25 protein-coding genes and 1 tRNA gene are annotated in these 24,541 nt (G+C 69.8%); 19 read left to right on the plus strand and 7 right to left on the minus strand.

What is annotated here, in order from left to right:
* The first annotated feature begins 10 nt into the window (after positions 1-10).
* The 5 genes from rpmG (at position 11) to VNR19_RS13570 (ending at position 4,478) form a co-directional block, all read left to right on the plus strand.
* Positions 11-181: a 50S ribosomal protein L33 gene (rpmG, locus tag VNR19_RS13550; RefSeq protein WP_167036468.1), complete on the plus strand. Its 171-nt coding sequence runs from the start codon at positions 11-13 to the stop codon at positions 179-181.
* 2 nt (positions 182-183) lie between these two features.
* The gene (rpsN, locus tag VNR19_RS13555; protein WP_325727603.1) at positions 184-489 is read left to right on the plus strand and encodes a 30S ribosomal protein S14; all 306 of its coding nucleotides are present in this window, start codon (positions 184-186) and stop codon (positions 487-489) included.
* Between the two features lie 223 nt (positions 490-712).
* Complete coding sequence (locus VNR19_RS13560) at positions 713-1,813, plus strand: alpha/beta hydrolase (protein ID WP_325727605.1); 1,101 nt, start codon at positions 713-715, stop codon at positions 1,811-1,813.
* Between the two features lie 254 nt (positions 1,814-2,067).
* Positions 2,068-2,355, plus strand: coding sequence for an HU family DNA-binding protein (locus VNR19_RS13565; RefSeq protein WP_179487083.1), 288 nt, complete (start codon positions 2,068-2,070; stop codon positions 2,353-2,355).
* Between the two features lie 107 nt (positions 2,356-2,462).
* Complete coding sequence (locus VNR19_RS13570) at positions 2,463-4,478, plus strand: bifunctional copper resistance protein CopD/cytochrome c oxidase assembly protein (RefSeq protein WP_325727607.1); 2,016 nt, start codon at positions 2,463-2,465, stop codon at positions 4,476-4,478.
* A 241-nt stretch (positions 4,479-4,719) separates the two neighbouring features.
* Here VNR19_RS13570 and VNR19_RS13575 read toward each other — a convergent pair whose 3' ends face one another.
* The gene (locus VNR19_RS13575) at positions 4,720-5,805 is read right to left on the minus strand and encodes a hypothetical protein (protein WP_325727609.1); all 1,086 of its coding nucleotides are present in this window, start codon (positions 5,803-5,805) and stop codon (positions 4,720-4,722) included.
* Positions 5,806-6,036: 231 nt separating this feature from the next.
* Here VNR19_RS13575 and VNR19_RS13580 point away from each other — a divergent pair, with 231 nt between their 5' ends.
* Positions 6,037-7,458 (plus strand): ATP-dependent DNA helicase, encoded by a 1,422-nt coding sequence (locus tag VNR19_RS13580; RefSeq protein WP_325727611.1) that lies wholly within the window; start codon positions 6,037-6,039, stop codon positions 7,456-7,458.
* 21 nt (positions 7,459-7,479) lie between these two features.
* Here the strand turns inward: VNR19_RS13580 and VNR19_RS13585 are convergent, their stop codons facing one another.
* Together VNR19_RS13585 and VNR19_RS13590 are read right to left on the minus strand one after the other, a co-directional pair.
* A complete protein-coding gene (locus VNR19_RS13585; RefSeq protein ID WP_325727613.1) occupies positions 7,480-8,145 on the minus strand; it encodes a biliverdin-producing heme oxygenase in 666 nt (221 codons plus the stop codon).
* Positions 8,146-8,211: 66 nt separating this feature from the next.
* A complete protein-coding gene (locus VNR19_RS13590; protein ID WP_325727615.1) occupies positions 8,212-8,523 on the minus strand; it encodes a DUF2470 domain-containing protein in 312 nt (103 codons plus the stop codon).
* 77 nt (positions 8,524-8,600) lie between these two features.
* Between VNR19_RS13590 and VNR19_RS13595 the strand changes: the two genes are divergently transcribed.
* From VNR19_RS13595 to VNR19_RS13615, 5 genes are all read left to right on the plus strand, one after another.
* Complete coding sequence (locus tag VNR19_RS13595; protein WP_325727823.1) at positions 8,601-9,899, plus strand: serine hydrolase domain-containing protein; 1,299 nt, start codon at positions 8,601-8,603, stop codon at positions 9,897-9,899.
* Positions 9,896-10,768, plus strand: coding sequence for an EamA family transporter (locus VNR19_RS13600; protein ID WP_325727617.1), 873 nt, complete (start codon positions 9,896-9,898; stop codon positions 10,766-10,768). The genes VNR19_RS13595 and VNR19_RS13600 overlap by 4 nt, the downstream gene beginning before the upstream one ends.
* An 86-nt stretch (positions 10,769-10,854) precedes the next feature.
* Positions 10,855-11,208: a UBP-type zinc finger domain-containing protein gene (locus tag VNR19_RS13605; RefSeq protein ID WP_325727619.1), complete on the plus strand. Its 354-nt coding sequence runs from the start codon at positions 10,855-10,857 to the stop codon at positions 11,206-11,208.
* Positions 11,209-11,294: 86 nt separating this feature from the next.
* Entirely contained in the window at positions 11,295-11,750 is a 456-nt protein-coding gene (locus VNR19_RS13610; protein WP_325727621.1) for a hypothetical protein, read from the plus strand.
* Between the two features lie 132 nt (positions 11,751-11,882).
* Entirely contained in the window at positions 11,883-12,155 is a 273-nt protein-coding gene (locus tag VNR19_RS13615; RefSeq protein ID WP_325727623.1) for a DUF4190 domain-containing protein, read from the plus strand.
* Between the two features lie 111 nt (positions 12,156-12,266).
* Here the strand turns inward: VNR19_RS13615 and VNR19_RS13620 are convergent.
* Positions 12,267-12,340 (minus strand) — tRNA-Gly (locus VNR19_RS13620).
* Between the two features lie 226 nt (positions 12,341-12,566).
* Between VNR19_RS13620 and dcd the strand changes: the two genes are divergently transcribed.
* Complete coding sequence (dcd, locus tag VNR19_RS13625; protein WP_325032848.1) at positions 12,567-13,172, plus strand: dCTP deaminase; 606 nt, start codon at positions 12,567-12,569, stop codon at positions 13,170-13,172.
* 12 nt (positions 13,173-13,184) lie between these two features.
* Here dcd and VNR19_RS13630 read toward each other — a convergent pair whose 3' ends face one another.
* Both VNR19_RS13630 and VNR19_RS13635 read right to left on the minus strand, forming a co-directional pair.
* The gene (locus VNR19_RS13630) at positions 13,185-15,074 is read right to left on the minus strand and encodes a vWA domain-containing protein (RefSeq protein WP_325727625.1); all 1,890 of its coding nucleotides are present in this window, start codon (positions 15,072-15,074) and stop codon (positions 13,185-13,187) included.
* A gap of 267 nt (positions 15,075-15,341) precedes the next feature.
* Positions 15,342-16,097, minus strand: a complete 756-nt coding sequence (locus tag VNR19_RS13635; protein ID WP_325727627.1) for a MarR family winged helix-turn-helix transcriptional regulator — start codon at positions 16,095-16,097, stop codon at positions 15,342-15,344.
* 277 nt (positions 16,098-16,374) lie between these two features.
* On the opposite strand from VNR19_RS13635, the gene VNR19_RS13640 reads away from it, so the two are divergent.
* Positions 16,375-16,797 (plus strand): MarR family winged helix-turn-helix transcriptional regulator, encoded by a 423-nt coding sequence (locus VNR19_RS13640; protein WP_325727629.1) that lies wholly within the window; start codon positions 16,375-16,377, stop codon positions 16,795-16,797.
* Between the two features lies 1 nt (position 16,798).
* Here the strand turns inward: VNR19_RS13640 and VNR19_RS13645 are convergent, their stop codons facing one another.
* Positions 16,799-18,256 carry an MFS transporter gene (locus VNR19_RS13645; protein WP_325727825.1) on the minus strand — a complete coding sequence of 486 codons (1,458 nt, stop codon included), beginning with the start codon at positions 18,254-18,256 and terminating at the stop codon, positions 16,799-16,801.
* A 338-nt stretch (positions 18,257-18,594) separates the two neighbouring features.
* Here VNR19_RS13645 and dnaK point away from each other — a divergent pair, with 338 nt between their 5' ends.
* The 6 genes from dnaK to VNR19_RS13675 all read left to right on the plus strand — a co-directional run bounded on the left by dnaK (position 18,595) and on the right by VNR19_RS13675 (position 24,530).
* The gene (dnaK, locus tag VNR19_RS13650) at positions 18,595-20,466 is read left to right on the plus strand and encodes a molecular chaperone DnaK (protein ID WP_325727631.1); all 1,872 of its coding nucleotides are present in this window, start codon (positions 18,595-18,597) and stop codon (positions 20,464-20,466) included.
* 2 nt (positions 20,467-20,468) lie between these two features.
* Positions 20,469-21,134: a nucleotide exchange factor GrpE gene (locus VNR19_RS13655; protein ID WP_325727633.1), complete on the plus strand. Its 666-nt coding sequence runs from the start codon at positions 20,469-20,471 to the stop codon at positions 21,132-21,134.
* Positions 21,135-21,137: 3 nt separating this feature from the next.
* Complete coding sequence (locus VNR19_RS13660; RefSeq protein ID WP_325032854.1) at positions 21,138-22,127, plus strand: DnaJ C-terminal domain-containing protein; 990 nt, start codon at positions 21,138-21,140, stop codon at positions 22,125-22,127.
* A 26-nt stretch (positions 22,128-22,153) separates the two neighbouring features.
* Positions 22,154-22,606 (plus strand): heat shock protein transcriptional repressor HspR, encoded by a 453-nt coding sequence (locus VNR19_RS13665; protein ID WP_325727636.1) that lies wholly within the window; start codon positions 22,154-22,156, stop codon positions 22,604-22,606.
* A 183-nt stretch (positions 22,607-22,789) separates the two neighbouring features.
* Positions 22,790-24,073 carry an ion channel protein gene (locus VNR19_RS13670; protein WP_325727638.1) on the plus strand — a complete coding sequence of 428 codons (1,284 nt, stop codon included), beginning with the start codon at positions 22,790-22,792 and terminating at the stop codon, positions 24,071-24,073.
* Between the two features lie 40 nt (positions 24,074-24,113).
* Positions 24,114-24,530: an MmcQ/YjbR family DNA-binding protein gene (locus VNR19_RS13675; RefSeq protein ID WP_325727640.1), complete on the plus strand. Its 417-nt coding sequence runs from the start codon at positions 24,114-24,116 to the stop codon at positions 24,528-24,530.
* The last annotated feature ends 11 nt before the right edge of the window (positions 24,531-24,541 follow it).

The raw sequence follows: 24,541 nt of genomic DNA on the forward strand, positions 1-24,541 counted from the left end.
TGAAGCTCTGATGGCGAAGAAGGCTCAGGACGTTCGTCCGATCATCAAGCTGCGTTCGACCGCCGGCACGGGCTACACCTACGTGACGCGCAAGAACCGCCGCAACAACCCCGACCGCATCGTGCTCAAGAAGTACGACCCCATCGTGCGCAAGCACGTCGACTTCCGAGAGGAGCGCTGAGCATGGCCAAGAAGAGCAAGATCGCGCGCAACCAGCAGCGCCAGGAGGTCGTGGAGCGCTACGCCGCGAAGCGCGCCGAGCTGAAGAAGCAGCTCGTCGACCCGAACTCGACCGACGAGCAGCGCGAGGCCGCTCGCGTGGGCCTGCAGAAGCTGCCCCGCGACGCTTCGCCCGTGCGCCTGCGCAACCGCGACGTCATCGACGGTCGCCCGCGCGGCCACCTGTCGAAGTTCGGCATCTCGCGTGTCCGCTTCCGCGACATGGCACACCGTGGCGAGCTGCCCGGCGTGACCAAGTCGAGCTGGTAAGCGCCGCATCAGCGTCGAAGGCCCGGAGCTCCTCGGAGCTCCGGGCCTTTCGCATGCCCGGGGAACCCCCTCCCTTCCTTCGCCGAGTGCACGACGTCCCGCCGAATGCACGACCTCCCGACGTCGCGAAGTCGTGCACTCGACGCGAGGTCGTGCACTCGCCGCCCGTGAGACGGTGTCAAGGTCGGTGCGCACGGCCACGCGGGACGAGAAGATGAGGAGCATGCCGCTGGACCCGTTCTTCGCCGAGCGACTTCGCGTGCACCGTCGCTACCTCATGGGACGCGCGCTCGCCGACCTGCGCGCCCGCCTGAAGGCGATGTGGCCCTTCGCCCGTGAGCCGATCGCGCCGGCGTCCGCCGCAGCCGCGTCGCCGAAGAAGGCGAAGAAGACGGATGCCGCATCCGCCGCCCTCGGGCCCCGCGCCCGTGCCCGCGCGAAGCACCGCCGCGCGGCGCTCGCGTGGGACCGCAAGGAACTCGAGACCGTGGGCACGCCCGGCCCCGACCTCCGCATCACGGAGCACACGATCGATGTGCCCGACGGGCCCGCGGTGCGCGTCCGCGTGTACGACCCACGCGAGGGCGACCGCCCCGAGCCCCTGCCCGCCGTCCTCACGTTCTTCGGCGGCGCATTCCGCATCGGGGGGATCGACTACCCGACGACGGATGCCGCGAACCGTCGCCGCGCGGTCGACGCCGACGTGGTCGTCGTGGCGGTCGACTACGCGCTGGCACCCGAGCACATGTACCCGACCCAGGTTCTCCAGGGGCACGCCGCACTGGAGTGGCTGTTCGAGAACGCCGGGCGGCTCGGCGTCGATCCGGAGCGGATCGGGATCGCCGGGGCGTCCGCAGGCGCGAATCTCGCCGCGGCCGTGACGCTCATGAACCGCGACCGCGCTCGACGGCCGATCCGGCTTCAGGTGCTCGAGGTGCCGGTCGTAGACCTCACGGGCAAGCACCTCGACCTGCGTGCGACGCGGGCGCTCGGCATTCCGACGCTCATCGCACTGCGCGAGCTGCGCTCGGTCGCGCGCACCTATCTGCCCGACAGTCGCGCCGCCCGCGACCCGTATGCGTCGCCACTTCTCGCCGGATCGCACGAGGACCTTCCGCCTGCCGTCATCCTCACCGCGGAGTACGACCCGCTGCGCGGCGACGGCGAGGCATACGCGGCCGCACTGCGCCGCGCAGGCGTCGACGCGAGCGCGGTGCGGTACCTCGGGGGCACCCACGACACCGCGATCTTCACCGCCGTGCTGCCGGCGGCGCGACGCTGGCACGCCGACGTCGTCGCGGCCCTGCGCCGCTTGCACGAGTGACGTGAAACCGCAAGGGATGGGCGGGTTTCCGCATCCGTTTCGCCTGAGCGACTGTGCGTTCGTCACATCTGTCACACCAGTCACATCCGCACCAAGGAATCTCCTCCGTAATCCGTGGCGGGTGCCGGAAATCCGCGTGATTACGCGGAACGTGGGTATATTCGGTCGCGGTCGATCGACCAAGCCGGGGGGCAAGCAGTCTCTCGGTCCGCGCAATGAAACGGTGGCGACGAGCCGCCGTGGAGGACAACCACATGGCTGACAAGTCCATCACCAAGACCGAACTCGTCGCGAGCATCGCGAGCGCGACCGGGCAGAGCCAGTCCGCCGTGTCGAGCGTGCTCGACTCCCTCTTCTCCACCGTCTCGGAGGCGGTCGCCAAGGGCAGCAAGGTCTCGATCCCCGGCTGGATCGCGTTCGAGCAGGTCGCCACGTCCGCACGCACGGGCCGCAACCCGCAGACCGGTGAGGAGATCAAGATCCCCGCCGGCAAGCGCGTGAAGGTCACCGCGGGCTCGAAGCTCAAGGCTGCGGTCAAGTAACCCAGCGAAGCACGCTTGAGGAGGGGGTGCCGCGTTCGCGCGGCACCCCCTCTCGCATGCCCGGCGACGAGGCCGGGAGCCGCCGCCCGCCGACGTAGGCTGGAACAATGAACCCGCGCGCGCTGCGGGCCACCGGGCCCGCGATCCTCGTCGTGGTCGCGCTCGCCGCGGTCGTCGCGGGGCTCGCGTACGGTGGAGGCGCCGCGCCGCTCGTGATCGGCGATCCGGGGCCGGTGGCGCGCTGGGGTCTTCCGATCGCGAAGCTGTTCGTCAACCTCGCTGCGGCGGGCATGGTCGGATGCCTCGTGACCGCGCTGTTCACCCTGCGCGCGGGCGTCATGCGTGACGACGGCAAGCCGACCGAGTTCGACACCGCGCTCGACACCGCCTCGATCTCGGCGGCGGTCTTCACGGTCGCGGCCGGCGTCACCGGATTCCTCACGTTCATCGACGCGTTCAACCCCGCGCTCGACATCGGTCCGCAGTTCGGCGCACAGCTCGGACGCTTCCTCGCCGAGACCGAGCCCGGCCGCGCGTGGCTCATGACCGTCATCGCCGGCGCCGTGCTCACCGTGCTCACGTTCGCGGTGCGCTCGTGGACGGCGACGCTGCTCGTCGCGATCCTCGCGGTCGCGTCGCTCGTGCCCATGGCGACGCTCGGACACTCGGGCGAGGAGGCCAACCATACGACGGCGGTCATGTCGATCGTGCTCCACACGATCGCCGCGGCGGTCTGGCTGGGCGGACTCCTGCTGATGGTCGTCGTGCGCCCGCTCTTGTCCGCGAAGGACATGACCGCCGCCCTGCTGCGATACTCGAGCATCGCGCTCGCCGCGTTCATCGTCGTCGCCACGTCGGGGCTCGTCCGCGGGGTGATCGCCGTGGGCGCGTGGGACGCCCTCGCCACGCCGTACGGCGCGCTCCTGCTCGTCAAGATCGCGGCCCTCGTCGCGCTCGGCTTCCTGGGGGCGGCCTACCGGGTCCGCTTGATCAACCGGATGCAGCAGGCCGGCGCATCCGGATCGTCGACCCGTTTCTGGGGGCTCGTCGCCCTCGAGCTCGGGTTCATGGGACTCGCCAGCGGTGTCGCGGTGGCGCTCTCGCGCACGGCGCCGCCGACGACGGCGAATGTGCCCGAGGTGCGCACGCCCGCCGAAATCCTCACGGGCGCCCCGCTGCCGCCCGAGCTGACCCCGATCCGCTGGATCACCGCGTGGGAGATCGACCCGCTGTGGGCGACCGTCGCGGGCTTCGGCATCTTCTTCTACCTCGCCGGCGTGTGGCGGCTGCGTCGGCGCGGCGACGCATGGCCGGTCTACCGCGCGATCATGTGGGTCGCCGGCATGATCCTGCTGGCGTGGGTCACGTGCGGCGCCGTCAACGCCTACCAGGACTACCTGTTCAGCGTGCACATGATCGGGCACATGCTGCTGACGATGGCGATCCCGCTGCTGCTCGTCGCGGGCGCGCCGGTGACCCTCGCGGCGCGCGCGATCCGCAAGCGCGACGACGGCACGCGCGGCGGTCGCGAGTGGATCCTGTGGGCGGTGCACACGCCGTTCGCCCGCGTCGTGACGAACCCGTTCGTCGCGGCGGCGATCTTCATCGGATCTCTGTGGGCGTTCTACTTCACCGACCTGTTCCGCTGGTCGCTGTACGACCACATCGGGCACGAGTGGATGGTCGCGCACTTCCTCATCTCGGGCTACCTCTTCGTGCTGTCGCTCATCGGCATCGATCCGGTGCCGTACCGCCTGCCGTACCCGTTCCGGCTCGTGCTGCTCATCGCCGTCATGGCCATGCACGCGTTCTTCGGCATCGCGATCATGATGCAGTCGGGGCTCATGGTCTCGGAGTGGTTCGGCGCCATGGGTCGCACGTGGGGTCCGACGCCGCTCGAGGATCAGTACATCGGCGGCGGTGTCGCGTGGTCGATCGGCGAGATCCCGACGCTCATCCTCGCGATCACCGTCGCGATCCAGTGGAGTCGCAGCGACGACCGCGCCCAGAAGCGCCGCGACCGCCACGCCGACCGCACGGGCGACGCCGAGCTCGAGGCCTACAACGCGCACCTCGCGCAGCTCGCCGCGCGCGACGAGCGCGAGGCCCGCGCGGGGCGCTGACACGCGTCGGCAACGGGCCGCGGCATCCGTCTCTCGACGGGCCGCGGCATCCGTCTCTCGAAAGTCGCACTCTTTGGCGAGTCGCCACGAAGTGCAGGGCGGGCGAGCATTCTCTGGCGACTCGCCAAAAAGCGCCGACGCATCGCACTTCGGCGAGTCGCCAGAAAGTGCACGTTGCGGCAGGCCCTTTCGGCGAGTCGCCACAAAGTGCGCGCAGGAGCGACGGATGCCGCATCCGCTCTTACTGCGTATCGGGCCCCGTCACGACGATCGACGCCGTCCCGTCGGGGAGCACAGTGATCCGGCCCGTCACGATGAACGGCACATCCTCGCTCACGTGGGTGATCGAGCCGTCGAAGAGCGACTGGATGTCGACCTCGATGTGCGCGACCGCCTCAGCGGGCAGGATGCGCCAGCCGGCCCCGTCGGACTCCACGGTCACGGCGGGCTGATCCACGATCGACCACACCGGCAGCGACGTGATGCGATCCTCGACGGGGTAGCCGAACGGGCACGCGGTCGGCTGCAGCACCTGCTGGGTCGCGCACTGCGTGAGGAACTCCTCCATGCGCTGCTGCACGACCTCGAGGAACTGGTCCGTCGGCTGCGCGATGATCGACACCGGGATGCGCGTGAGTGGACTGTCGGAGAGGACGGCGACCCCCGGTGTCGATGAGATCGCGGTGTCGACCGAGACGGAGTAGATCCCGGGCGAGAACACCAGCAGCGGCACCGGCGCCCGCGGGTCGGCGTCGACGCCGTCAGGCGACACCTGCCGCTTGTCGATCGAGAACCCGTTCACCTCGAACACCATCGACCCGCTCACCTCGAGTTCGATGAGCGCGAGCGGGCTCTCGGCGAACCGCCATGTCGGGGCGAGTCCGACCGTGCCCTCGCGCTCGACCTCGAACGTCGTCGTGCCCTCGTATCCGCCCGCCAGGTAGGTGACCGTCACGTCGAAGACGCCGTCGCGCGCCTGCTCCGACACGACCCGCACGTCGGTGAGCTCGCCCAGTGCGGCTCGGCGCAGCAGCGCGTCGGATGCATCGGGCGAGAGGCCGGCGGCGTCGAGCTCGGCCGAGTCCACCGCGACGCCCGGCACGGCGAGCGCCTCGGTCGCGCGGCCGTCCGCGAGCATGCCGACGTAGCGCTCGACGAACGCGGAAGGACTGTAGAAGATGCGGTACATCGCCGCGGCGCCGGCGGCGATCGCCGCGATCAGGAGCACGCCGATGACGGCGAGGAGGATCAGGTCGGTGCGCAGGCGGGAACGCCGAGAACGAGAGACGGATACCTCGCCCGAACCTGCGGGCGCGGCATCCGTCATCACGGTCGTAGGAGCGCCGCCGGGCGGCGCTGTAGGGGTGAGAGGCGGGCCCGGCGGGGTCGCCCGGTCGCCCGGGGGCGTCTGAGCGCGCCCGGGTGCGGTGCCGGCCGCCCCCTGGTCCACGGTCCCAGTCTAGGAAAGGGCTCCTCCACACCGGGCAGAGGCGGACACCGGACGACATGACCGGCGTGCACGGCGCCCCGCGGCATCCGCTCTGACTACCATGAATCGGTGACCACGCCGCCCCTCTCCGCCGAGCAGGAGGCGCTGTTCCGCCTGATCGAAGACACACGCGAGCACGTGTTCGTCACCGGTCGCGCGGGCACGGGCAAGTCGACCCTCCTGCAGCACCTCGCTTGGAACACGTCCAAGCAGATCGCGGTGTGCGCGCCCACGGGCGTGGCGGCGCTCAACGTCGAGGGGCAGACGATCCACTCCCTGTTCAAGCTGCCGCTGGGCATCATCGGACAGAGCGAGGAGCCGCAGACGGATGCGACGCGCCGCATCCTCAACGCGATCGACACGCTCGTCATCGACGAGGTGTCGATGGTCAACGCCGACCTCATGGACGCGATCGACCGGTCGCTGCGCCGGGCGCGCGGTCGCCGCGCCGAACCGTTCGGCGGTGTGCAGGTCGTCATGTTCGGCGACCCGTACCAGCTCGCGCCGGTGCCGCCCCGAGGCGACGAGCTGCGGTACGTGCGCGATCACTATCGCTCGTTCTGGTTCTTCGACGCGCACGTGTGGACGGGCGGTCCGCCGCAGATCGCCGGCCCTTCGACAGGCTCAGGGACCGGAGGGGTGGGCTCAGGGACCGGAGGGGCTATCGACGGCTTCGCCGACCTCGGCCCGTTCGGGGCGCACCTGAACGTGCGCGAGCTGACCGAGATCCACCGGCAGTCCGATCCCGGGTTCAAGGCGATGCTCAACGCGGTGCGGCACGGGCGCGTGACGGCCGACATCGCACAGATCCTGAACGACACCGGTGCGCGAAAGCCGCCAGACCCGGCCGACGGCGAGCACCCGATCATCACACTCGCGACGCGCAACGACATCGTCAACAACATCAACCGGCGCCACCTGAACGAGCTCGTCGGCCGCGAGCAGACGGCCACCGCCGAGATCCACGGTGACTTCGGCCGCGGCGACGCCTACCCGGCCGATCCCGAGCTCAAGCTCAAGGTCGGCGCGCAGGTCATGTTCCTCCGCAACGACATCGGAGCCTTCGGCGAGCCGCCGCGGTGGGTCAACGGAACGATCGGCACCGTCACGCGCATCGCCGGCGGCACCGTGCGTGTGCAGGTCGACCACGAGGAGTTCGACGTCGAGCCGGCGGTGTGGGAGAAGTTCCGCTACGCGTACGACCCGAACTCGCGGTCGCTCACGCGCGAGGTCGTCGCCGAGTTCACGCAGTTCCCGCTGCGGCTCGCGTGGGCGGTCACGATCCACAAATCGCAGGGCAAGACGTACGACCGCGCGGTCATCGACCTCGGCTCGGGTGCGTTCGCCCCCGGGCAGACGTACGTCGCGCTTTCGCGCCTCACTTCTCTCGAAGGGCTGTATCTGACGCGCCCGCTGCGGCCCAGCGACATCCGTGTCGACCCCGATGTCGTCCGCTGGATGAACCAGGCGCGCGAGGCGACGCGCGCGTGAACCCGTCTGCCGACGAGTCGTTCAGGCGACCGCGACGGCGCGCCGCCCGGCCTTCGCGGCCGCGAGGTCTTCGAACAGCTCGGTGTTGAAGCGGTAGGCGAGCAGCACCTCTTCGATCACGCGCTCTTTCTCGGCCGCGTCCCACGGTGCGGCGTCGAGCTGCTCGCGGTACACGTCCTTGAAGGCCTTCGGGTCGGCGATGTCGTGGAAGATGTAGAACCCGATCCCGTTCGTCTCGAACCCGAAGCGGCGGGCCATGAGCTTGCCGATGAACTGGCCGCCCGAAAGGTCGCCGAGGTAGCGCGTGTAGTGGTGGGCGACGAAGCCGCCCGCCCACGTGGAGCCGACCTTCTCGATGCGCTCGACGTAGCGGCGCGTCGTCGGCAGGGGCTCGATCTCATCACGCCAGTCCGGTCCGACGAGGAACTCGAGGTCGGCCTCGAGCGCGGGAAGGCGCGTCAGCTTGTCGGTGATGAAGACGGATGCCACGGGGTCGCGCCGCATCCGCTCCGCCGCGCGCTCGAGGGCGTCGTAGATGAACCAGTGCTGGGCGACGAGCGCGATGTAGTCGTCGCGCGTGCCTTCGCCCTTCATGAGATCTGACATGAAGTCGGCGCCTTCACTCGACGAGTGCGCTTCGCTGGACCGCTCGCGCAGGGCGACGGAGAACGGGATGACGTCGGGCATGGCGTCATTGTAGGGCAGTAAGGCGAGCCTTACCTACCCTCGTTTCGCGATCGTGGGGCGAGGACCTCAGTCGTGCGGGCGAGGCTCGATGCCGAGGCGCCGGCACGATTCGTCGTAGAGCGCCACGATCTCTCGACGCACTTCGCGTCTTTCGGTGATCTCGCCGCCCGGCCACGGGACGCGCACGTCGAGAGTCGTTCCGTCGGCGAGTGTCGCCCTCCAGTCGCCGCCCGCGCCGTCGAAACCGGTCATCTCCGCCGACACGACGTTCCGCCCGTCGGCGAACGCCCGGGCGATCAGAGCGTTGTCGTCGGCGTGGTCGCCGTTCATGTGGCCGAGCACTCCGGCGAGCGCCGCGTCGTCGAATCGGTGCGTCATGTGTCAAGCCTACGGATCGGCTTCGGCCAGGCGGCGCGGGCTGTGTTTGAATGAGTGACGATCATCGGGGGGTGAGAATGCGCCGAGGTCACCGACGGCACCGTGCCGTCGCCGCCGTCGCGGCCGCTGTCGCGCTCGCGATCGGCCTCGCCGGGTGTGCGATCCCCGAGCATGTCACCGTCGAGCTGCCGCCCCAGGTCGATCGTGCGCTTCCCGATGAGACGGTGCAGCAACTGCAGGCCGCGGTCGAGCACGCGATGGCGGCGGCCGGCGCGTCCGGAGCCGTCGTCGGCGTCTGGGCGCCGTGGAGCGGCAGCTGGGTCACAGGTCTCGGCACGCAATCGCCGACCGACAGCGCCGAGGTCACGGCCGAGATGCGCTTCCGGGCCGCTCGCATCACGCGGCCGATGGTGTGCGACGTGCTGTACGACGTCGCGGCGGCCGGCACCGTGTCGCTCGACGACAGCGTGTCGGACTATGTGCCCGGGTTCCCCGATCTGTCCGATGTCACGCTCCGCCAGCTGTGCGACGGCACGTCGGGAATCGGCTCGTACGGTGGCACCTTGACCCCGTTGTGGCTGACCAATCCGACACGTCGTTGGGATCCGCGCGAGCTCGCGAGCTACGGGGTCGGCCAGTCGCAGGAGGTCCAGCCGGGCACTGCGTACGTCAGCTCGGATGCGGGCTACGTGCTGCTGGGGCTCGCCCTCGAGCGCGCCACCGACAACTCGCTGTCGAACCTCATCGAAGAGCACGTCACGGACCCGCTCGGGCTCGAGGCGACGATGCTGCCGGCGGCGTCGAACACCGCCGTCGCGGAGGACGCGCCCGTGCTGCGCGGCCACCACTCGCTGCCCGGCGAGGGCGGCGAGCTCAACTGCACCGAGCCACTCGACATCACCGAGCTCTCGCCGAGCGTCGGCTACGCAGACGCAGGAGTCGTCTCCGACATCGACGACCTCGGCCGCTACGTGCAGGCGCTCGCGACAGGCGCCCTCGATCCCGAGGGACTCGACCGCTTCGACGACCCGAAGCCCGTCTACAACGGCGCCCCGACGTGGTACACGGCCGACGGCGGCGCTGTGCTCGCCGGGCCGCTCGTCGGCCAGTTCGGCTCTGTGCCCGGATACGCGGTGTCGGCGTGGTCGGATTCGAACAGCGGACTCACCGTCGCGGTGGTCCTCAACAACTCCGTGACCGGCGGCAACATCGCCGCCTATCTGGCGTGGGAGCTCGCCGCGATCGCGTCAAAGGCTGCGCCGGCGTCTGGTGAGTCGCTGCCCGAAGCGGGTCTGCCCTGGACAGCTCAGCAGCAGCACGACACCGTCGCGAAGCTCGCGGTCTGCCCGCTCCCTTCGGCTGAGCCCCAGCAGTGAGCCGCCCCGGGGCGTCCCCGGCGATCCTCCTGGTCATCGCGGGGCTCGCGTGCCAAGAGGTCGGCGCATCGCTCGCGGTGCTGCTCTTCGACGACGTCGGGCCGATCGGCATGGTCATGCTCCGGCTCGTGTTCTCGGCGCTCGTGCTCATGCTGATCGCGCGGCCGTCGCTGCGCGGTCATTCGCGGCGCGGCTGGACGTCGGTCGCCCTCTTCGGTCTCGTGCTCGCCGCGATGAACGCCCTCTTCTACCTCGCGCTCGAACGACTCGCGCTGGGCGTCACCGTCACGATCGAGGTGCTCGGGCCACTCGTGCTGTCGATCGTCGCAAGCCGCCGCGCCTCGGCGTGGCTGTGGGCGGCGCTCGCGCTCGCGGGAGTCGTCGCGCTCGGCGGAGGCGGCTGGGATCGTCTCGATCCCGTGGGCGTCGTCTTCGCGGCCGGCGCTGCCGCGAGCTGGGCGTTCTACATCCTCGCGTCGGCCCGCGTGGGGCGGGAATTCCCGAAGCTCGACGGCCTCGCCCTCGCGATGACCGTGGGTGCGATCATCTCCCTTCCGTTCGGGATCGCCTCGGCGGGCTCCGCCCTGCTGCGGCCCGAGCTGCTGGGGCTCGGCGCGTGCGTCGCGCTTCTGTCTTCCACGATCCCGTACGCGTTCGAGCTCATCGCGCTGCGGCGGCTTCCGGCGGCCGCCTTCGCGATCCTCATGAGCCTTGCGCCCGCGACCGCTTCGCTCGCGGGCTTCCTCCTGCTCGGCCAGAACCTCACATGGCTCGAGATCGCGGGCATCGCCCTCGTGATCGCGGCGAGCGTCGGCGCGGTGCGGTCGTCGGCGCGCGCAGCGCGTGAGACGGCGGAGCCGATCGGGTGACGGCGGTCGCGGCATCCGGCTCGCTCTCATAGGCTGGCGGAACGCTACGGCGTCGACGCCATGCACCGACACGACCCAGGACAACCATGAGCATCAGCGAGATCGATCCGTCGGTTCCGCCGTCGGGCACGGGGTGCGCGGAGTGCGAGCTCGTCGGCGGCTGGTGGTTCCACCTTCGACGCTGCGCGGTGTGCGGACATGTCGGATGCTGCGACCAATCGCCAGGCAAGCACGCGACGGCGCACTTCCACAGCACCGGGCACCGCGTCGTGCGCAGCTTCGAGCCGGGTGAGTCGTGGTTCTGGGACTACGCGGATGAGGCGTATGTCGAAGACGCGCCCGAGCTCGTCCCGCCGCTGAGCCGACCCGAGTCGCAGCCTTCACCCGGACCTGAGGGGCGCGTGCCCGAGGACTGGCGCCGGTACTCGTTTCCCGGTTGAGCGCGCGGGCAGGATCATCCGCCGGGTGCAGCGGGATACATCGCGCGGCCGATTCGCGCCGTCCGCGCGGTGGCGAGGCTGAAGTCATGCCGAAGCGCCTTTCCATCTCCACTCGCATCTCCGCCCTCGCCCTTGCGGGCGCCGCCGCCTTCGCCCTGTCGGGCTGTGCCGTCATCGACGAGCTCGCCTATCACCAGAGGTCGTCGAGCTACGAGGATCTCGCCGCAACACCTGAGTCCTCCCCGGCGCACGCCGCGTGGGTTCCGGACGATGCGCGCAGCATCCGCATCACGGAATCGACCCGGCCGGATGCCGCCAACGCCGCCATGCTCCTGACGAGCTCCTCGTCGCTGGACCCGGACGTGTGCACCGAGGTCGACAGGAAGTCGGGTCCCAGCTATGGGATCGACGGTGCACCGGACGTCTACAGGATCGACACCGTGTACGCCTGCGGCGAGTGGAGCGTCGTTCCGTCGGAGCACGGTTGGTTCGGCTGGACGCCGAACCATCCCGACGAGCGTGCGCAGTCGTCGGTCGGGTGAGCACATGCTCGGCGCAGCCGCGACGACGCATGCCCTCTCGGGCATGTCGCGCCGGTTCGGCGACGAGTGATCGCTAAGGTCTGGATCCGTCAACGATCGGACGGGCCGGTCGACAATGGAACGGAGAATGCAGTGACAGCGAACGTCCCCGCTACATCCCCGGCAGCTCAGGCCCCCACGAACGTCCTCTCAGTCGTCGCGTTCGTGCTCTCCCTGCTCGGCTTCAACGTGATCGCGATCATCCTCGGCGCGATCGGCCTCTCGCAGGTCAAGAAGACCGGCGAGCGCGGGCGTGGCTTCGCGCTCGCGGCGATCTGGATCGGCGTGATCTCCATCGTGCTCTTCGTCATCCTGATCGTCTCGATCTCGGTGTTCGCGGCGGCCAGGGTCAGCGCGATCGGCTGACGCGACGCCCACGCCGCGGCGGCCCTCTTGAATCAGAGCCTGAATCGGAGGAGGCGTGACCGCGGTCGACGCGACGCGCGCCGAGGTTCGACCAGCTCTGGACTCGACAATTGGAGGGGATGACGGGAATCGAACCCGCGCTCTCAGCTTGGGAAGCTGATGTTCTGCCATTGAACTACATCCCCGGGTAGTGCTCGGCCAGCATAACAGGCGACCGCGATGCGCCTCGATCCCACGGATACCGGCCTCGCGAGCCGAGGGCTTCTCTCCAAACGAGGACACCGTGGCGGCATCCGTCCTCGTCTCGCGTCATCTCCTCCGCTCGCGGTACCGCACGCCGGCAACCGGTCCGGCCCACCCACCGCGACACAGCGAAGCGGATGCCGCGGCATCCGTTCTAGTCTGGTCAACGTGCTGCTCAGCGACCGTGACATCCGCCTCGAGATCGGCGCCGGCCGCATCGGGCTGGACCCCTGGAACCCCGAGATGGTGCAGCCGTCGAGCGTCGACGTGCGCCTCGACCGCTACTTCCGGCTGTTCGACAACCACAAGTACCCGTTCATCGACCCCGCGCTCGATCAACCCGATCTCACGCACCTCATCGAGGTCGATCCGAGCGAGCCGTTCATCCTGCATCCGGGGGAGTTCGCGCTCGGGTCGACGTTCGAGCAGGTGACGCTGCCCGATGACATCGCAGCACGCCTCGAGGGCAAGTCGTCGCTCGGACGCCTGGGGCTGCTCACGCACTCGACCGCGGGGTTCATCGACCCGGGGTTCTCGGGTCACGTGACGCTCGAGCTGTCGAACGTCGCGACCCTGCCGATCAAGCTCTGGCCGGGCATGAAGATCGGACAATTGTGCTTCTTCCGCTTGTCGTCGCCGACCGAATCACCTTACGGCTCGGGTCCCTACGGCAACCGTTACCAGGGGCAGCGCGGCCCGACGGCGTCGCGGTCGTTCCAGAACTTCCACGTGACCGACGTCGGTGTCAGCGACTCCGGCTCGCGCGGAGCCTGAGACGCCGCACGCTCAGAAGCTCGTCACGAGGTCGGCCAGCACCGACTGCAGCTTCGAAGGGTCGGATGCGTCGTAGTAGTGCGCGCCCGTGGCACGTGAGATCGACTGCAGGGTCTGCACGTCGGCATCCGCTCCGTATCCGAGCGTGAACACGAGCACCGGTGTCGAGCGGTGCATCTCGGCGAGGTTCGCGAGCATCTCGTCGAGACCGATCGTCCGGGCGTTCGGCGTGTCGTTCTCGCCGTCGCTCAGCAGCACGACCGCGTTGACGCGGTCGCGCGACCACGACTCGGCATGCTGCGCGGTGAACCTGTCGACCGCTTGATAGAGGGGAGTGTCGCCCATCGAGCGAACACCGTCCAGCGCCGCGACCAGCGCGTCGCGCGACGCCGCGATGTCGGCGGGCGCCACCAGCATCCCGGGCACCAGCGACCCGTTGGGTGCCTGCGCGAACGCGGCGAGCCCGACGTCGTCGCCGGCGGTGAAGTGGTCGAGCGCCGCCTCGATGGCCGCGGCCGCCTGCGCGAGCTCCGTGTCGGCGTCTGAAGCCGGATCGTCCATCGAGCCCGACACGTCGAGCAGGAACAGTACGTTCGCGCGCTTGCGCACCTCGGGAAATGCTGCTTGCACGGCGGTCACGACATCGGCACCCGGGAACGCGAGGGTTCCGTCGCGGTCGACGGCGAGATTCCCGATGCGGGCCACCTCGGCCGAAAGAGCGTGGTTGAGGTCCCGGTACCCCGAGGCGCGCACCGCCTCCTGGCCCTGCTTGGTGAGCGTGAAGCGGATGAAGTCCGCCGCCGCCTCGGCCTCCACCGGATCGATCCACGGCCCGACCAAACGCATCGCGGGGTTGTCAGCCGTGTAGTACCCGTCGCGCGGGTAGATCGCGGTGAGCTGCAGCTCTTCCGCGGGCGCTTCGACCTGCACGGTCGTCGCGCCGTCGCGGCTTGTGACGCCTCGGTTGTGATCCCACACGGCCTTCTCGTCGACGATCATGGCCGACACGAAGTCGCCGGCGGTACCGGATGCCTCGGCCTGTCGCGCGTGCCACAAGAAGTGCTCCGGTGTGGCCATGTAATGGCTCGTCGCGAGTTCGGTCTCGTGCACGGCGGCCTTGATCGCGACATCCGCGACCTGCGCGGCCGTGAACCCCTCGAGGGAGCCCGCCGCGGCGCCGAACGACGCGAACATCGCAGCCTCACCGGACGTGGCCACCAGCGGACTCGTCTTGCCGAGCGTGAACGTGCCCCACTCGGGGTGACCGAGGCGGCTCCACAGGTCGGGGTCGCCCGCCGCCTCGAAGACCTCGGTCCACGTCGGGGGGTCATCGACCCACTCGGCGGCCTCCGCGAGCGGCTGCGGCATCGCGAGCACGATGTGCGAGTACGCGATGCTCGTGCCCTCGGCGTGCAGCACGGTCGCACCCTTCGCCACTGCGACGTCGACCCACGTGGACGAATCGGGCAGCCACACGGTGGGCTTGTGGTCGTCTGCGAGCGAGGCGAAGCCGGATGCCACGGCATCCGCGGCGCGCCCCGACACGTCGCTGCTCGCCTCGACGGCGACGCACGACCCGGCCACGTTGCGGGGCAGCCTGTTGTAGGCGCCGGCGAGATTGTCGATCAGGTGGGCGTTCTCGACCGAAGACAGCACCCGGACGATCGTGCACGGCTCGGAGCCCGCCGTGACGGCCGGCTCATCGTCGGGGAAGACGAGCAGTTCCCGCGTCGGCGTCGGCGTCGGCGTCGGTGTGGGCTGGGGCGTCGACGCCGCGTCCTCCGCGGGAGCGGCGATCGCCGAGACGATCATCGTCGAGACGGCTCCGGCAACCGCCAAGAGCACGACGACGCCGACCACCGTCGACGACACCGCGACCCGGCGGCGACGGCGGCGTCGCACGCGCCGCTCCTCGATCGCCGAGGGGGTCCGGCCGCTCACCGCGACGGCTCCGGAGGTGTCGACCCGCGCGCGCACCGGGAGAGGGCATGCGCGGCGCAGAGGCCGCTGCGGATGTCTCCGGGCATGGGCGGAACACCTCAGGTCGGGGGGCGCCTGAGCCGGTCGGGGCCGGCGTTGCGGCAAGCCTAGCGCCGGGGGTTCGCGGCGAGAAGAAGGGGCACCGGACGACACCGGTGCCCCTCGTGCGAAGAATGCTGTGACGGATGCTCAGCCGATCCGCTCCTCGCGGCCACGCGCGTACCCGGCGTCGAAGCCGCGCTCGTACGCGTGTTCGGCGTCGTGCGAGCCGTGCCGGTGGGCGTGGGCGCCGTGCTCGTGGGCGTGGGCGTGGGGGCCGTGGCATCCGTGCTCGTGCCACCCGTGTGCGTGCCCGGGGCCGAAGGCCGGGGGGAACCCGTGACGGAATCCGGGGCCGAATCCGCGGCCGTAGCCGGGACCGAATCCGCCGAAGCGTGGGCGGCGCCCGCGGCGCCCGCGGCCGAAGCCGCCGCCTCGCTCGGCCCAGGTCTGCTCGTCCCAGCCGAGCTCGCGGGCGATCGCCTCGAGCGAGGCCATCGTCGTGGCGAAGTCCTTGGGAGGGACGGCGCCCGATACGCGTGCGCGAAGCTCGTCGGCGATCGCGCCGAGACGCTGCTTGGCGGCGCGGCCTTCGTCGGTGAGGGTCCACGTGCCGTCGCCCTGCTCCTCGATCCAGCCGCGCTCCTCGAGGCGGCGGAGGTGCTTGCCCTTGCGGGCGAGGCGGTCGGCGAGTCCGGGGGCGTCGACGTCGCCGGACAGCGCGTTGAGCGTCATCCAGTCGCGCCGCGTGACGCCTTCCTTCTCGAAGGCCTCGGCGAACTGCCGCGTGAGCAGGTCGTCGACGACGCGCAGCCAGTAGCCGAACGGTCGTCGCTGGGTGGGGATGCCGTTCGCCTCGTCGGGCGAGTCGGCGTGGTCATGGTTCTCGAAGTCGTCGGAGTGCATAGGTGCGGTCCTTTCGTGTGCCGCGAGAGCGGCGATGGAATCCGGCGCGGACCGGCCGGGGAGGATGCATGTCAAGTGACAAGTGCATGTAGTGTGACATGCATCGCAGTACATGTCAAGGTGCATGTAAATTGGGATGGTGCCGAATCCTGCTCCAGACCCCGTCGATGCGATCGCCGCCGCTCTGGCGACTCTGCGGGGTCGACGGATGCCCCGCCACGAGTCCCATGACCACGACTCGCACCACGGACACCGCGGTCGACACGGTCCTCCGTGGATGCACGGTGGCCCGCACGGGCGCGGCGGCCCCCACGGCGGGCCCCACGGATTCGGCGGACCGCCGTGGGTGTGGGGCGCCCGCGTCGGCGGTCCCGCGCGGCTGCGCCTGCTCGAGGCGCTGGACGCGGCATCCGCCCCCCTGTCCGTCAGCGAGATCGCGGACGCGATCGGTGTGGACCAGCCCCGCGCGTCGCGTCTCGTGCAGCAGGGGGTCGAGCTCGGCGTCGTGCGTCGGGAGGCGGATCCGGACGACGCTCGGCGCACGCAGGTGGCGCTGACCGATGCCGGGCGTCAGCTCGTGCGAGGCTTCCGCGGCGAGCGGCGCGAAGCGATCGACGCCGCGCTCGCGGACTTCACCGAGGCCGAGCGCGCCGAGCTCGCGCGCCTCCTGACGAAGCTCGCCGCCGCGTGGCCGCGCTGATCTAGCTCGCGGTGCCGCTGCGCTGCGGCGAAGCGTGCGACGGGAACCGCACGAGCAGCAGCAGCACGAGGCCGATCGCGAGCACGATCGCGATGCCCAGCACGCCCCAGATCGTCGCGCCGAACGCCGCGATGAACAGGGTCCACATCGCCGGCGCGAGGAAGCTCGCGACACGACCGGTCGTCGCGTAGAGACCGAAGATCTCACCCTGCATGCCCTCCGGGGTGACGCGCGCGAGGAGCGACCGGCTCGCGGCCTGCGCGGGCCCGACGAACGCCGACAGCACGAGGCCGCCGATCCAGAACACGAGCTTGCCGGTGTCGTGGAGGAGGAACAGGAGAATCGCCATCGCGATGAGCCCCGTGAGTGCGAAGACGATCACGTTGCGGGCGCCGAAGCGGTCGTCCGCCCGCCCCGCGAAGATCGTCGAGACGCCGGCCACGACGTTCGCCGCGATGGCGAAGATGAGCACCTCGTTGCTTGTGAAGCGAAAGGAGATCGCCGCGAGGATGCCGCCGAACGCGAAGACACCCGCGAGCCCGTCGCGGTACACCGCGCTCGCGAGCAGGAACCAGAACGTCGGCCGGTGCACGCGGAACAGCGCCGCGATGTCCTTCACGAGCACGACGTACGACCGGAAGAAGCCGACCTTCGGTCCCCTGATCGCGGGCGGCACCTCGGGGACGTTGAAGAAGAGGGGCAGCGCGAACACGATCGTCCACACGGCGCAACCGACCGCGATGACGCGGTACGCCATGCCGTTCGACGTGTCCATGCCGAACCACTCGAGCTGGGTGAGCACGACGACGAGCGTGAGCGCGACGATGCCGCCGATGTAGCCGAGGCCCCAGCCGAGACCGCTCACGCGCCCGATCGTCTTGGGCGTCGAGACCTGCACGAGCATCGCGTTGTAGTTGACGCCCGCGATCTCGGACACGACGGCGCCGAGCGCGAGCACGATCGCGCCGTACCAGAAGTACGCGGGGTCGGCCTGCGCGAAGAAGAGCGCGAACTGCACGAGCGCGAGCAGCACCGTGAACACGATGAGCCAGCGCTTCTTGCGCCCCGACCGGTCGGCGGTCTGACCGAGCACGGGCGCAAGCAGCAGGATCACGATGCCGGCGAGCGTCGTCACGAGGCCGTAGCCGCTCGACAGGTCGGCGAGCGCCCGCTCCTTCGCGGGGTCGTCGTCGGCGAGCGCGGCGAGCTCGGGCGAGAGGAAGCTCGCCGACACGAGGTACAGCGACGCGAACACGAACGTCAGGAGCACCGAGTTGAAGGGCTGCGCCGCCCAGTCCCACAGCGCCCACGAGATGACCTGCTTGCGCGGCACGGGCTTCTCGGAGCCCGCGTTCTCGAAGACCTCGCCGTAGGCGGGGAGGGCGAGCGTGTTCGCCGTCGCCGGAAGGTCGGCGGGGCGCTGCGAGTCGGGCTGGGAGGCGGACGGGTCGGGTTCCATGTGCGTCACGCTATGGTCCTTCGGTGAACGGCGGGTGCACCGACTCGGCGGGTGGCGAGACGGATGCCGCGGGCGCGTCGTTGCGCCGCTCGCTCAGGCTACGGGGTGACCGTGCTCTGGAGCCACGAGAGGCACGCCCCGCGGCGTTTGGGAGCAAACTTGAGCCGTGCCGACTCAACTTTCTTGACAGCGAGTTTCGCAGGGGTTACGCTTGAGTCAGGTCGGCTCAAGATCCGATATGACGCGGGATCGGGCATCCGACCCCACAAGACTTCCACGCAGAACCAAGCCGGGTCCGCCCTCTTCGACGGACCCGCCATGAAAGAGAGAAGAAACACATGGCACGAGCTGTTGGAATCGACCTCGGAACGACGAACTCCGTCGTCGCCGTGCTCGAAGGCGGTGAGCCCAAGGTCATCACGAACGCCGAGGGCTTTCGCACGACTCCGTCCGTCGTGGCCTTCACGAAAGACGGCGAGGTGCTCGTCGGCGAGACCGCGAAGCGCCAGGCGGTGACGAACGTCGACCGCACCATCACCTCCGTCAAGCGCCACATGGGCACCGACTGGAAGACCCAGCCGATCGACGGCAAGACCTACACGCCGCAGGAGATCTCCGCCCGCATCCTCCAGAAGCTGAAGCGCGACGCCGAGCAGTACCTCGGCGACTCCGTGACGGATGCAGTCATCACCGTCCCCGCGTACTTCAACGACGCCGAGCGTCAGGCCACGAAGGAGGCCGGCGAGATCGCGGGCCTCAACGTTCTGCGCATCATCAACGAGCCCACCGCCGCCGCTCTCGCGTACGGCCTCGACAAGGGCAAGGAGGACGAGCTCATCCTCGTCTTCGACCTCGGTGGCGGAACCTTCGACGTCTCGCTGCTCGAGGTGGGCAAGGACGACGACTTCTCCACGATCCAGGTGCGCGCCACCGCCGGTGACAACCGCCTCGGCGGCGACGACTGGGACCAGCGCCTCGTGGACTATCTGATCAAGCAGTTCAAGGACACGACGGGCGTCGACGTCTCGAACGACCGCATCGCGCTGCAGCGCCTCAAGGAGGCCGCCGAGCAGGCGAAGAAGGAGCTGTCGAGCTCGACCTCGACGAGCATCAACCTCCCGTACCTGTCGCTGACGGAGTCGGGCCCGGTCTCGCTGAGCGAGACCATCACGCGCGCCAAGTTCGAAGACCTCACGAAGGACCTCCTCGACCGCACCAAGAAGCCGTTCGAGGACGTCATCCGCGAGGCCGGCATCAAGGTGTCCGACATCGACCACGTCGTGCTCGTCGGCGGTTCGACCCGTATGCCCGCCGTGAGCGAGCTGGTGAAGCAGGAGACCGGCGGCAAGGAGCCCAACAAGGGCGTGAACCCCGATGAGGTCGTCGCCGTGGGCGCCGCCCTGCAGGCCGGTGTCCTCAAGGGCGAGCGCAAGGACGTGCTGCTGATCGACGTCACCCCGCTGAGCCTGGGCATCGAGACCAAGGGCGGCATCATGACGAAGCTCATCGAGCGCAACACCGCCATCCCGACAAAGCGCAGCGAGACCTTCACGACGGCCGACGACAACCAGCCGTCCGTCGCGATCCAGGTCTTCCAGGGCGAGCGCGAGTTCACTCGCGACAACAAGCCGCTCGGCACGTTCGAGCTGACCGGCATCGCGCCGGCGCCGCGTGGCATCCCGCAGATCGAGGTCACGTTCGACATCGACGCGAACGGCATCGTGCACGTGTCCGCGAAGGACAAGGGCACGGGCAAGGAGCAGTCGATGACGATCACCGGCGGCTCGTCGCTGCCCAAGGAGGACATCGACCGGATGATCCGCGAGGCGGAGGAGCACGCGGCCGAGGACAAGAAGCGCCGCGAGTCCGCCGAGACGCGCAACCAGGCCGAGACCCTCACCTACTCGATCGAGAAGCTGATCAAGGAGAACGAGGACAAGCTCCCCGAGGAGGTCAAGAACTCGGTGCAGGGCGACGTCGACGCGCTCAAGACGGCGCTCGCCGGCGACGACGACGACGCGGTGAAGGCCGCGTACGACAAGCTGTCGCAGTCCCAGTCGCAGCTCGGCGAGGCGATCTATCAGGCCGGTCAGGCGGCCGGCCAGAACCCCGACCCGGCGGCGAACGAGCCCGGTGGCGGCAACGTGCCGAACCCCGAGGAGGACGTGATCGACGCTGAGGTCGTCGACGACGAGGACGAGAAGAAGTAACGATGGCTGACAAGGACCGAAACGCGAATCCGGGGCCCGAGGGGCCCGAAGGCGAAGAGGTCCGTCCGGACGAGGAGGGGTCGGAGGCTCAGGCCTCCGGCCCCGTCCCGCAGGACGGAGCGAAAGAGGCTGCAGCCGAGGGCGAAGAGGAGCTCACGGTCGACGACATCCTGGGTGCGCCCCAGAACGCGGATGCCGCGGCTGAGGACGCCGTGATCGCCGACCTCGAGTCGCAGCTGCTCGACGATCTCAAGCGTCTGCAGGCGGAGTACGCCAACTACCGGCGCCGCACCGAGGAGCAGCGCGAGATCGAGATCGAGCGCGCGAAGGGCTCCGTCGCGAAGGGGCTGCTGCCCGTGCTCGACGACCTCGACCGCGCCGAGAAGCACGGCGACCTCGAAGAGGGCTCCGCCTTCGCCGTGATCGCCGAGAAGGTGCGCGGCGTGGCCGAGCGTCTGGGCATGGTCGCCTACGGCGAGGCGGGCGAGCCGTTCGACCCGCAGCACCACGAGGCGATCCTTCAGGCGCCGACGCCCGGAACGACCGAGCCCACCGTTCTCGAGGTCGTCGAGGTGGGGTACCGCCTCGGTGAGGTCGAGCTGCGACCGGCGAAGGTCGTCGTCGCGGTGCCGGCGGAACCTGAGGCGGGCTCGGGGGGCCAGGCGTAGCCCATGGCCAGCCAGGACTGGTTCGACAAGGACTTCTACAAGATCCTCGGCGTATCCAAGGATGTGTCCGACGCGGATCTGAAGAAGACCTATCGCAAGCTCGCGCGCAAGTACCACCCCGACAGCAATCAGGGTGACGCCGCCGCCGAGACGAAGTTCAAGGAGATCAGCGAGGCGTACTCGGTGCTCTCCGATCCCGAGCAGCGTGCGGAGTACGACCAGATCCGCGCGATGGGATCCGGCGCGCGGTTCACGGCGAGCGGCCAGGGCGCCGGCGGTTTCGAGGACGTCTTCTCGGTGTTCACGCAGGGCCGTGGTGCGCGCTACCAGGGCGCGGACTTCGACGACATCTTCTCGATGTTCAACCAGCAGCCCACCGGCGGCTTCGGTTCGGGGCGCTTCGGCCAGCCGAGCGGCGGCTTCCGCGGATACGGCGGACCGACGCGCGGCGCCGACGTCACGGCGCGTACGACGATCGACTTCGTCACCGCGACCAAGGGCGAGACGATCACGCTCCAAGGCGAGGACGGCAAGCCGTTCAAGGTGAAGATCCCGGCGGGCGTCGCCGACGGTCAGCGCATCCGCCTGCGCGGGCGCGGGCGTCCTTCGCCCGACGGCGGCGAGAACGGCGACATCGTCGTGCTCGTGAACGTGCGGCCGCATCCGGTGTTCACGCGCGACGGCCTCAACCTGCGCGTGACCGTGCCGGTCACGTTCACCGAAGCCGCGCTCGGCGCGACGATCGAGGTGCCGACGCTCGGCGGCGACCCCGTGAAGCTCCGCGTCGCACCCGGCACGCCGTCAGGTCGCGTGCTGCGGGTGAAGGGCCGTGGGGTGAAGACGCAGAAGGGCACGGGCGATCTCCTCGCCGAGGTGCAGGTGGTCGTGCCGTCCCACCTCGACGAGAGGGCGCGCGAAGCGCTCGAGCGCTTCCGCGAGCTCGAGCCGAAGGAGAACCCGCGCGCCGACCTGTTGGCGAAAGCGCGGAGTTGACGTTGTGCGAAGGGCGGTGAGGAGCGATGGGCCAGAACGACGAGATCGATGAAGAGGCGCCGATCCTCTCCATCGCCGTCGCCGCTGAGCTGTCGGGGCTGCATCCGCAGACCCTCCGGCAGTACGACCGGCTGGGCCTCGTCGTCCCCGCTCGCACGCAGGGCGGCTCCCGCCGGTACTCGCTGCGTCACGTCGAGCAGTTGCGAGAGGTAGCGCGCCTCTCGGCCGACGGCATGAGCCTCCCCGCGATCGCACGCATCCTCGAACTCGAGGAGCGCGTTCGCGTGCTCCACCGCCAGGTGAGCGAGCTCGAGCAGCGCGTGCGCGCCGAGCTCGAGAACCGCCCGGGCGCACGCGTGTTCGCCGCGGGACCGACGGGGTCGGTCGTGCGGCTGCGCCACGGGACCCGCGTGCGCCGCGCGACCGACATCGTGCTGTGGCGTCCGCGCCCCGACCTCAGCACTCCCGAAGGACAGTAGGGGCCCGGAGTCGGATCGCGAGTGCACGGCCTCGCGTCGAACGGACGACGTCGCGACGCATCCGGGTCGTGCACTCGACGGCAAGTCGTGCGCTCGGCGCTTGGGCCGGCGACCCGTGCGCGACGGCGGCGGCTTCCGGCACACTGGGGGCACGCTCAGCGAGGTCGTCGAAGGGGGGCGTGCATGAGTCAGTCGGGCGTGTCGACCGAATCCCTCAACGTGCGCACGCTGATCCTGCTGTCGATCCCCGCGGTCGTGATCGGCGTGGCATCCGCGGTCGTCCTGTGGGTCCTCGACATCACGGCGGGCTGGCTGTCGGCGGTGCTCTGGGACACCCTGCCGCAGGTGTTCGGTGCGACCGGCGCCACGCCGTGGTGGATCATCGCGGTCCTCACGCTCGTGGGCCTCAGCGTCGGGCTGGTCGTGCAGTTCGTACCCGGTCATGCCGGGGCGGACTCCGCGACGACGGAACTGGTGGCGCCGCCGCCGAAGATCATCGCGGTGCCGTCGATCCTCCTCGTCGCGTTCCTCGGCCTCGCGGGCGGCGTGAGCCTGGGCCCGGAGAACCCCATCATCGCGATCAACGCGGCACTCGCGGTGACGATCATCGGGCGGCTGACGTCGAAGATCCCCGCGCGGCTCGTGGCGCTGCTCGCGACGGCCGCGACGATCGGGGCGCTGTTCGGCACGCCGGTTGCGGGTGCGCTCGTGCTCCCCGGCATGGTCGCCGCCGTCGTGGGCGGCGGCAGCCTCTGGGACAAGCTCTTCCTCCCGCTCGTCGCGGGCGGAACAGGAGCGGTGACGATGCTGCTGCTGGGCGGCAATCCGATCGCGTTCGAGCTCGAGCCGATGGGCGACGTCGAGCCCGTCTTCCTCCTCTGGAGCGCCGTCGTCGCGGTCGTCGCCGCGGTCGTGATCATCCTGGCCGCCGTCCTCCTCCAGGTCATGCATCGCGCGTTCCACGCCTTGCGGCATCCGGTGATCTTCACGACGCTCGGCGGACTCGTGCTCGGCGTCCTGGGCGCCATCGGAACGCCGATCACCATGTTCAAGGGGCTCGACCAAGTGGCCGAACTGCTGACCGACCCCGGGAACTACTCTCCGCAGCAGCTCACGCTCTTCGTGGTGATCAAGGTGCTGGCGCTCGTCGTCGCGGCCGCGGCCGGGTTCCGCGGCGGCCGCATCTTCCCCGTCATCTTCATCTCGGTCGCATTCGGGCTGCTCGTGAGCGCGCTCTTCCCCGGGGTGCCGATCGCGCTCGCGGTCGCGAGCGCGGCCATGGGCATGGCGCTCGCGGCGACGCGCGACGGGTGGATAGCGATGTTCGTGGCCGTCGCGATCGTGGGCGACGTGCACGTGCTGCCGATCCTGTGCCTCACGATCCTCCCCACGTGGCTCGTCGTGACGCGGGCGCCCAAGCTGCTCATCACGCGCCGGGTGGGTGATCCGCGGCCCGAGTGGGCCTGACAGGGCCCCGGGCGTCCGAGGTGTGCGGCACACTGAGGGCATGGCGACGCTGCAGGACGTGCGCGAGATCGCGTTGGCGCTTCCCGGCACGTTCGAGAAGGTGGACGGGCATCGGGGCGGTGCGGGCTGGCGCACCGACAAGGGCCTCTTCGCATGGGAGCGCGGTCCGAGCAAGGCGGACCTCGCGAAGCTCGCGAATCTCGGTCGCGAGTGGCCGCCGGGCCCCGTGATCGGCGTCCGCACCGACGGGCTCGCCGCCAAGGAGGCCCTCCTCGCGAGCTTCCCCGACATCTTCTTCACGATCCCGCACTTCGACGGGTACCCCGCGGTGCTCGTCCGCCTGGACGCGATCGACGTCGATCACCTGCGTGAGATCGTGGCGGATGCGTGGCTCGTGAAGGTCTCTCGCACGGTCGCGAAGCAGTGGCTCGCCGAGCAGGGTCTCGACGCCGACTGACCGGCTCGACA

The organism is Microbacterium sp., assembly GCF_035556355.1.
Lineage (GTDB): Bacteria > Actinomycetota > Actinomycetes > Actinomycetales > Microbacteriaceae > Microbacterium.

What these genes read in the sequence shown, in the direction of transcription:
- rpmG (WP_167036468.1), top strand. Translation starts at nt 11, where the DNA reads ATGGCGAAGAAGGCTCAGGACGTTCGTCCGATCATCAAGCTGCGTTCG.
- rpsN (WP_325727603.1), top strand. Translation starts at nt 184, where the DNA reads ATGGCCAAGAAGAGCAAGATCGCGCGCAACCAGCAGCGCCAGGAGGTC.
- VNR19_RS13560 (WP_325727605.1), top strand. Translation starts at nt 713, where the DNA reads ATGCCGCTGGACCCGTTCTTCGCCGAGCGACTTCGCGTGCACCGTCGC.
- VNR19_RS13565 (WP_179487083.1), top strand. Translation starts at nt 2,068, where the DNA reads ATGGCTGACAAGTCCATCACCAAGACCGAACTCGTCGCGAGCATCGCG.
- VNR19_RS13570 (WP_325727607.1), top strand. Translation starts at nt 2,463, where the DNA reads ATGAACCCGCGCGCGCTGCGGGCCACCGGGCCCGCGATCCTCGTCGTG.
- VNR19_RS13575 (WP_325727609.1), bottom strand. Translation starts at nt 5,805, where the DNA reads ATGACGGATGCCGCGCCCGCAGGTTCGGGCGAGGTATCCGTCTCTCGT.
- VNR19_RS13585 (WP_325727613.1), bottom strand. Translation starts at nt 8,145, where the DNA reads ATGCCCGACGTCATCCCGTTCTCCGTCGCCCTGCGCGAGCGGTCCAGC.
- VNR19_RS13590 (WP_325727615.1), bottom strand. Translation starts at nt 8,523, where the DNA reads ATGACGCACCGATTCGACGACGCGGCGCTCGCCGGAGTGCTCGGCCAC.
- VNR19_RS13595 (WP_325727823.1), top strand. Translation starts at nt 8,601, where the DNA reads ATGCGCCGAGGTCACCGACGGCACCGTGCCGTCGCCGCCGTCGCGGCC.
- VNR19_RS13605 (WP_325727619.1), top strand. Translation starts at nt 10,855, where the DNA reads ATGAGCATCAGCGAGATCGATCCGTCGGTTCCGCCGTCGGGCACGGGG.
- VNR19_RS13610 (WP_325727621.1), top strand. Translation starts at nt 11,295, where the DNA reads ATGCCGAAGCGCCTTTCCATCTCCACTCGCATCTCCGCCCTCGCCCTT.
- VNR19_RS13635 (WP_325727627.1), bottom strand. Translation starts at nt 16,097, where the DNA reads ATGCACTCCGACGACTTCGAGAACCATGACCACGCCGACTCGCCCGAC.
- VNR19_RS13640 (WP_325727629.1), top strand. Translation starts at nt 16,375, where the DNA reads ATGCACGGTGGCCCGCACGGGCGCGGCGGCCCCCACGGCGGGCCCCAC.
- VNR19_RS13645 (WP_325727825.1), bottom strand. Translation starts at nt 18,256, where the DNA reads ATGGAACCCGACCCGTCCGCCTCCCAGCCCGACTCGCAGCGCCCCGCC.
- dnaK (WP_325727631.1), top strand. Translation starts at nt 18,595, where the DNA reads ATGGCACGAGCTGTTGGAATCGACCTCGGAACGACGAACTCCGTCGTC.
- VNR19_RS13655 (WP_325727633.1), top strand. Translation starts at nt 20,469, where the DNA reads ATGGCTGACAAGGACCGAAACGCGAATCCGGGGCCCGAGGGGCCCGAA.
- VNR19_RS13660 (WP_325032854.1), top strand. Translation starts at nt 21,138, where the DNA reads ATGGCCAGCCAGGACTGGTTCGACAAGGACTTCTACAAGATCCTCGGC.
- VNR19_RS13665 (WP_325727636.1), top strand. Translation starts at nt 22,154, where the DNA reads ATGGGCCAGAACGACGAGATCGATGAAGAGGCGCCGATCCTCTCCATC.
- VNR19_RS13670 (WP_325727638.1), top strand. Translation starts at nt 22,790, where the DNA reads ATGAGTCAGTCGGGCGTGTCGACCGAATCCCTCAACGTGCGCACGCTG.
- VNR19_RS13675 (WP_325727640.1), top strand. Translation starts at nt 24,114, where the DNA reads ATGGCGACGCTGCAGGACGTGCGCGAGATCGCGTTGGCGCTTCCCGGC.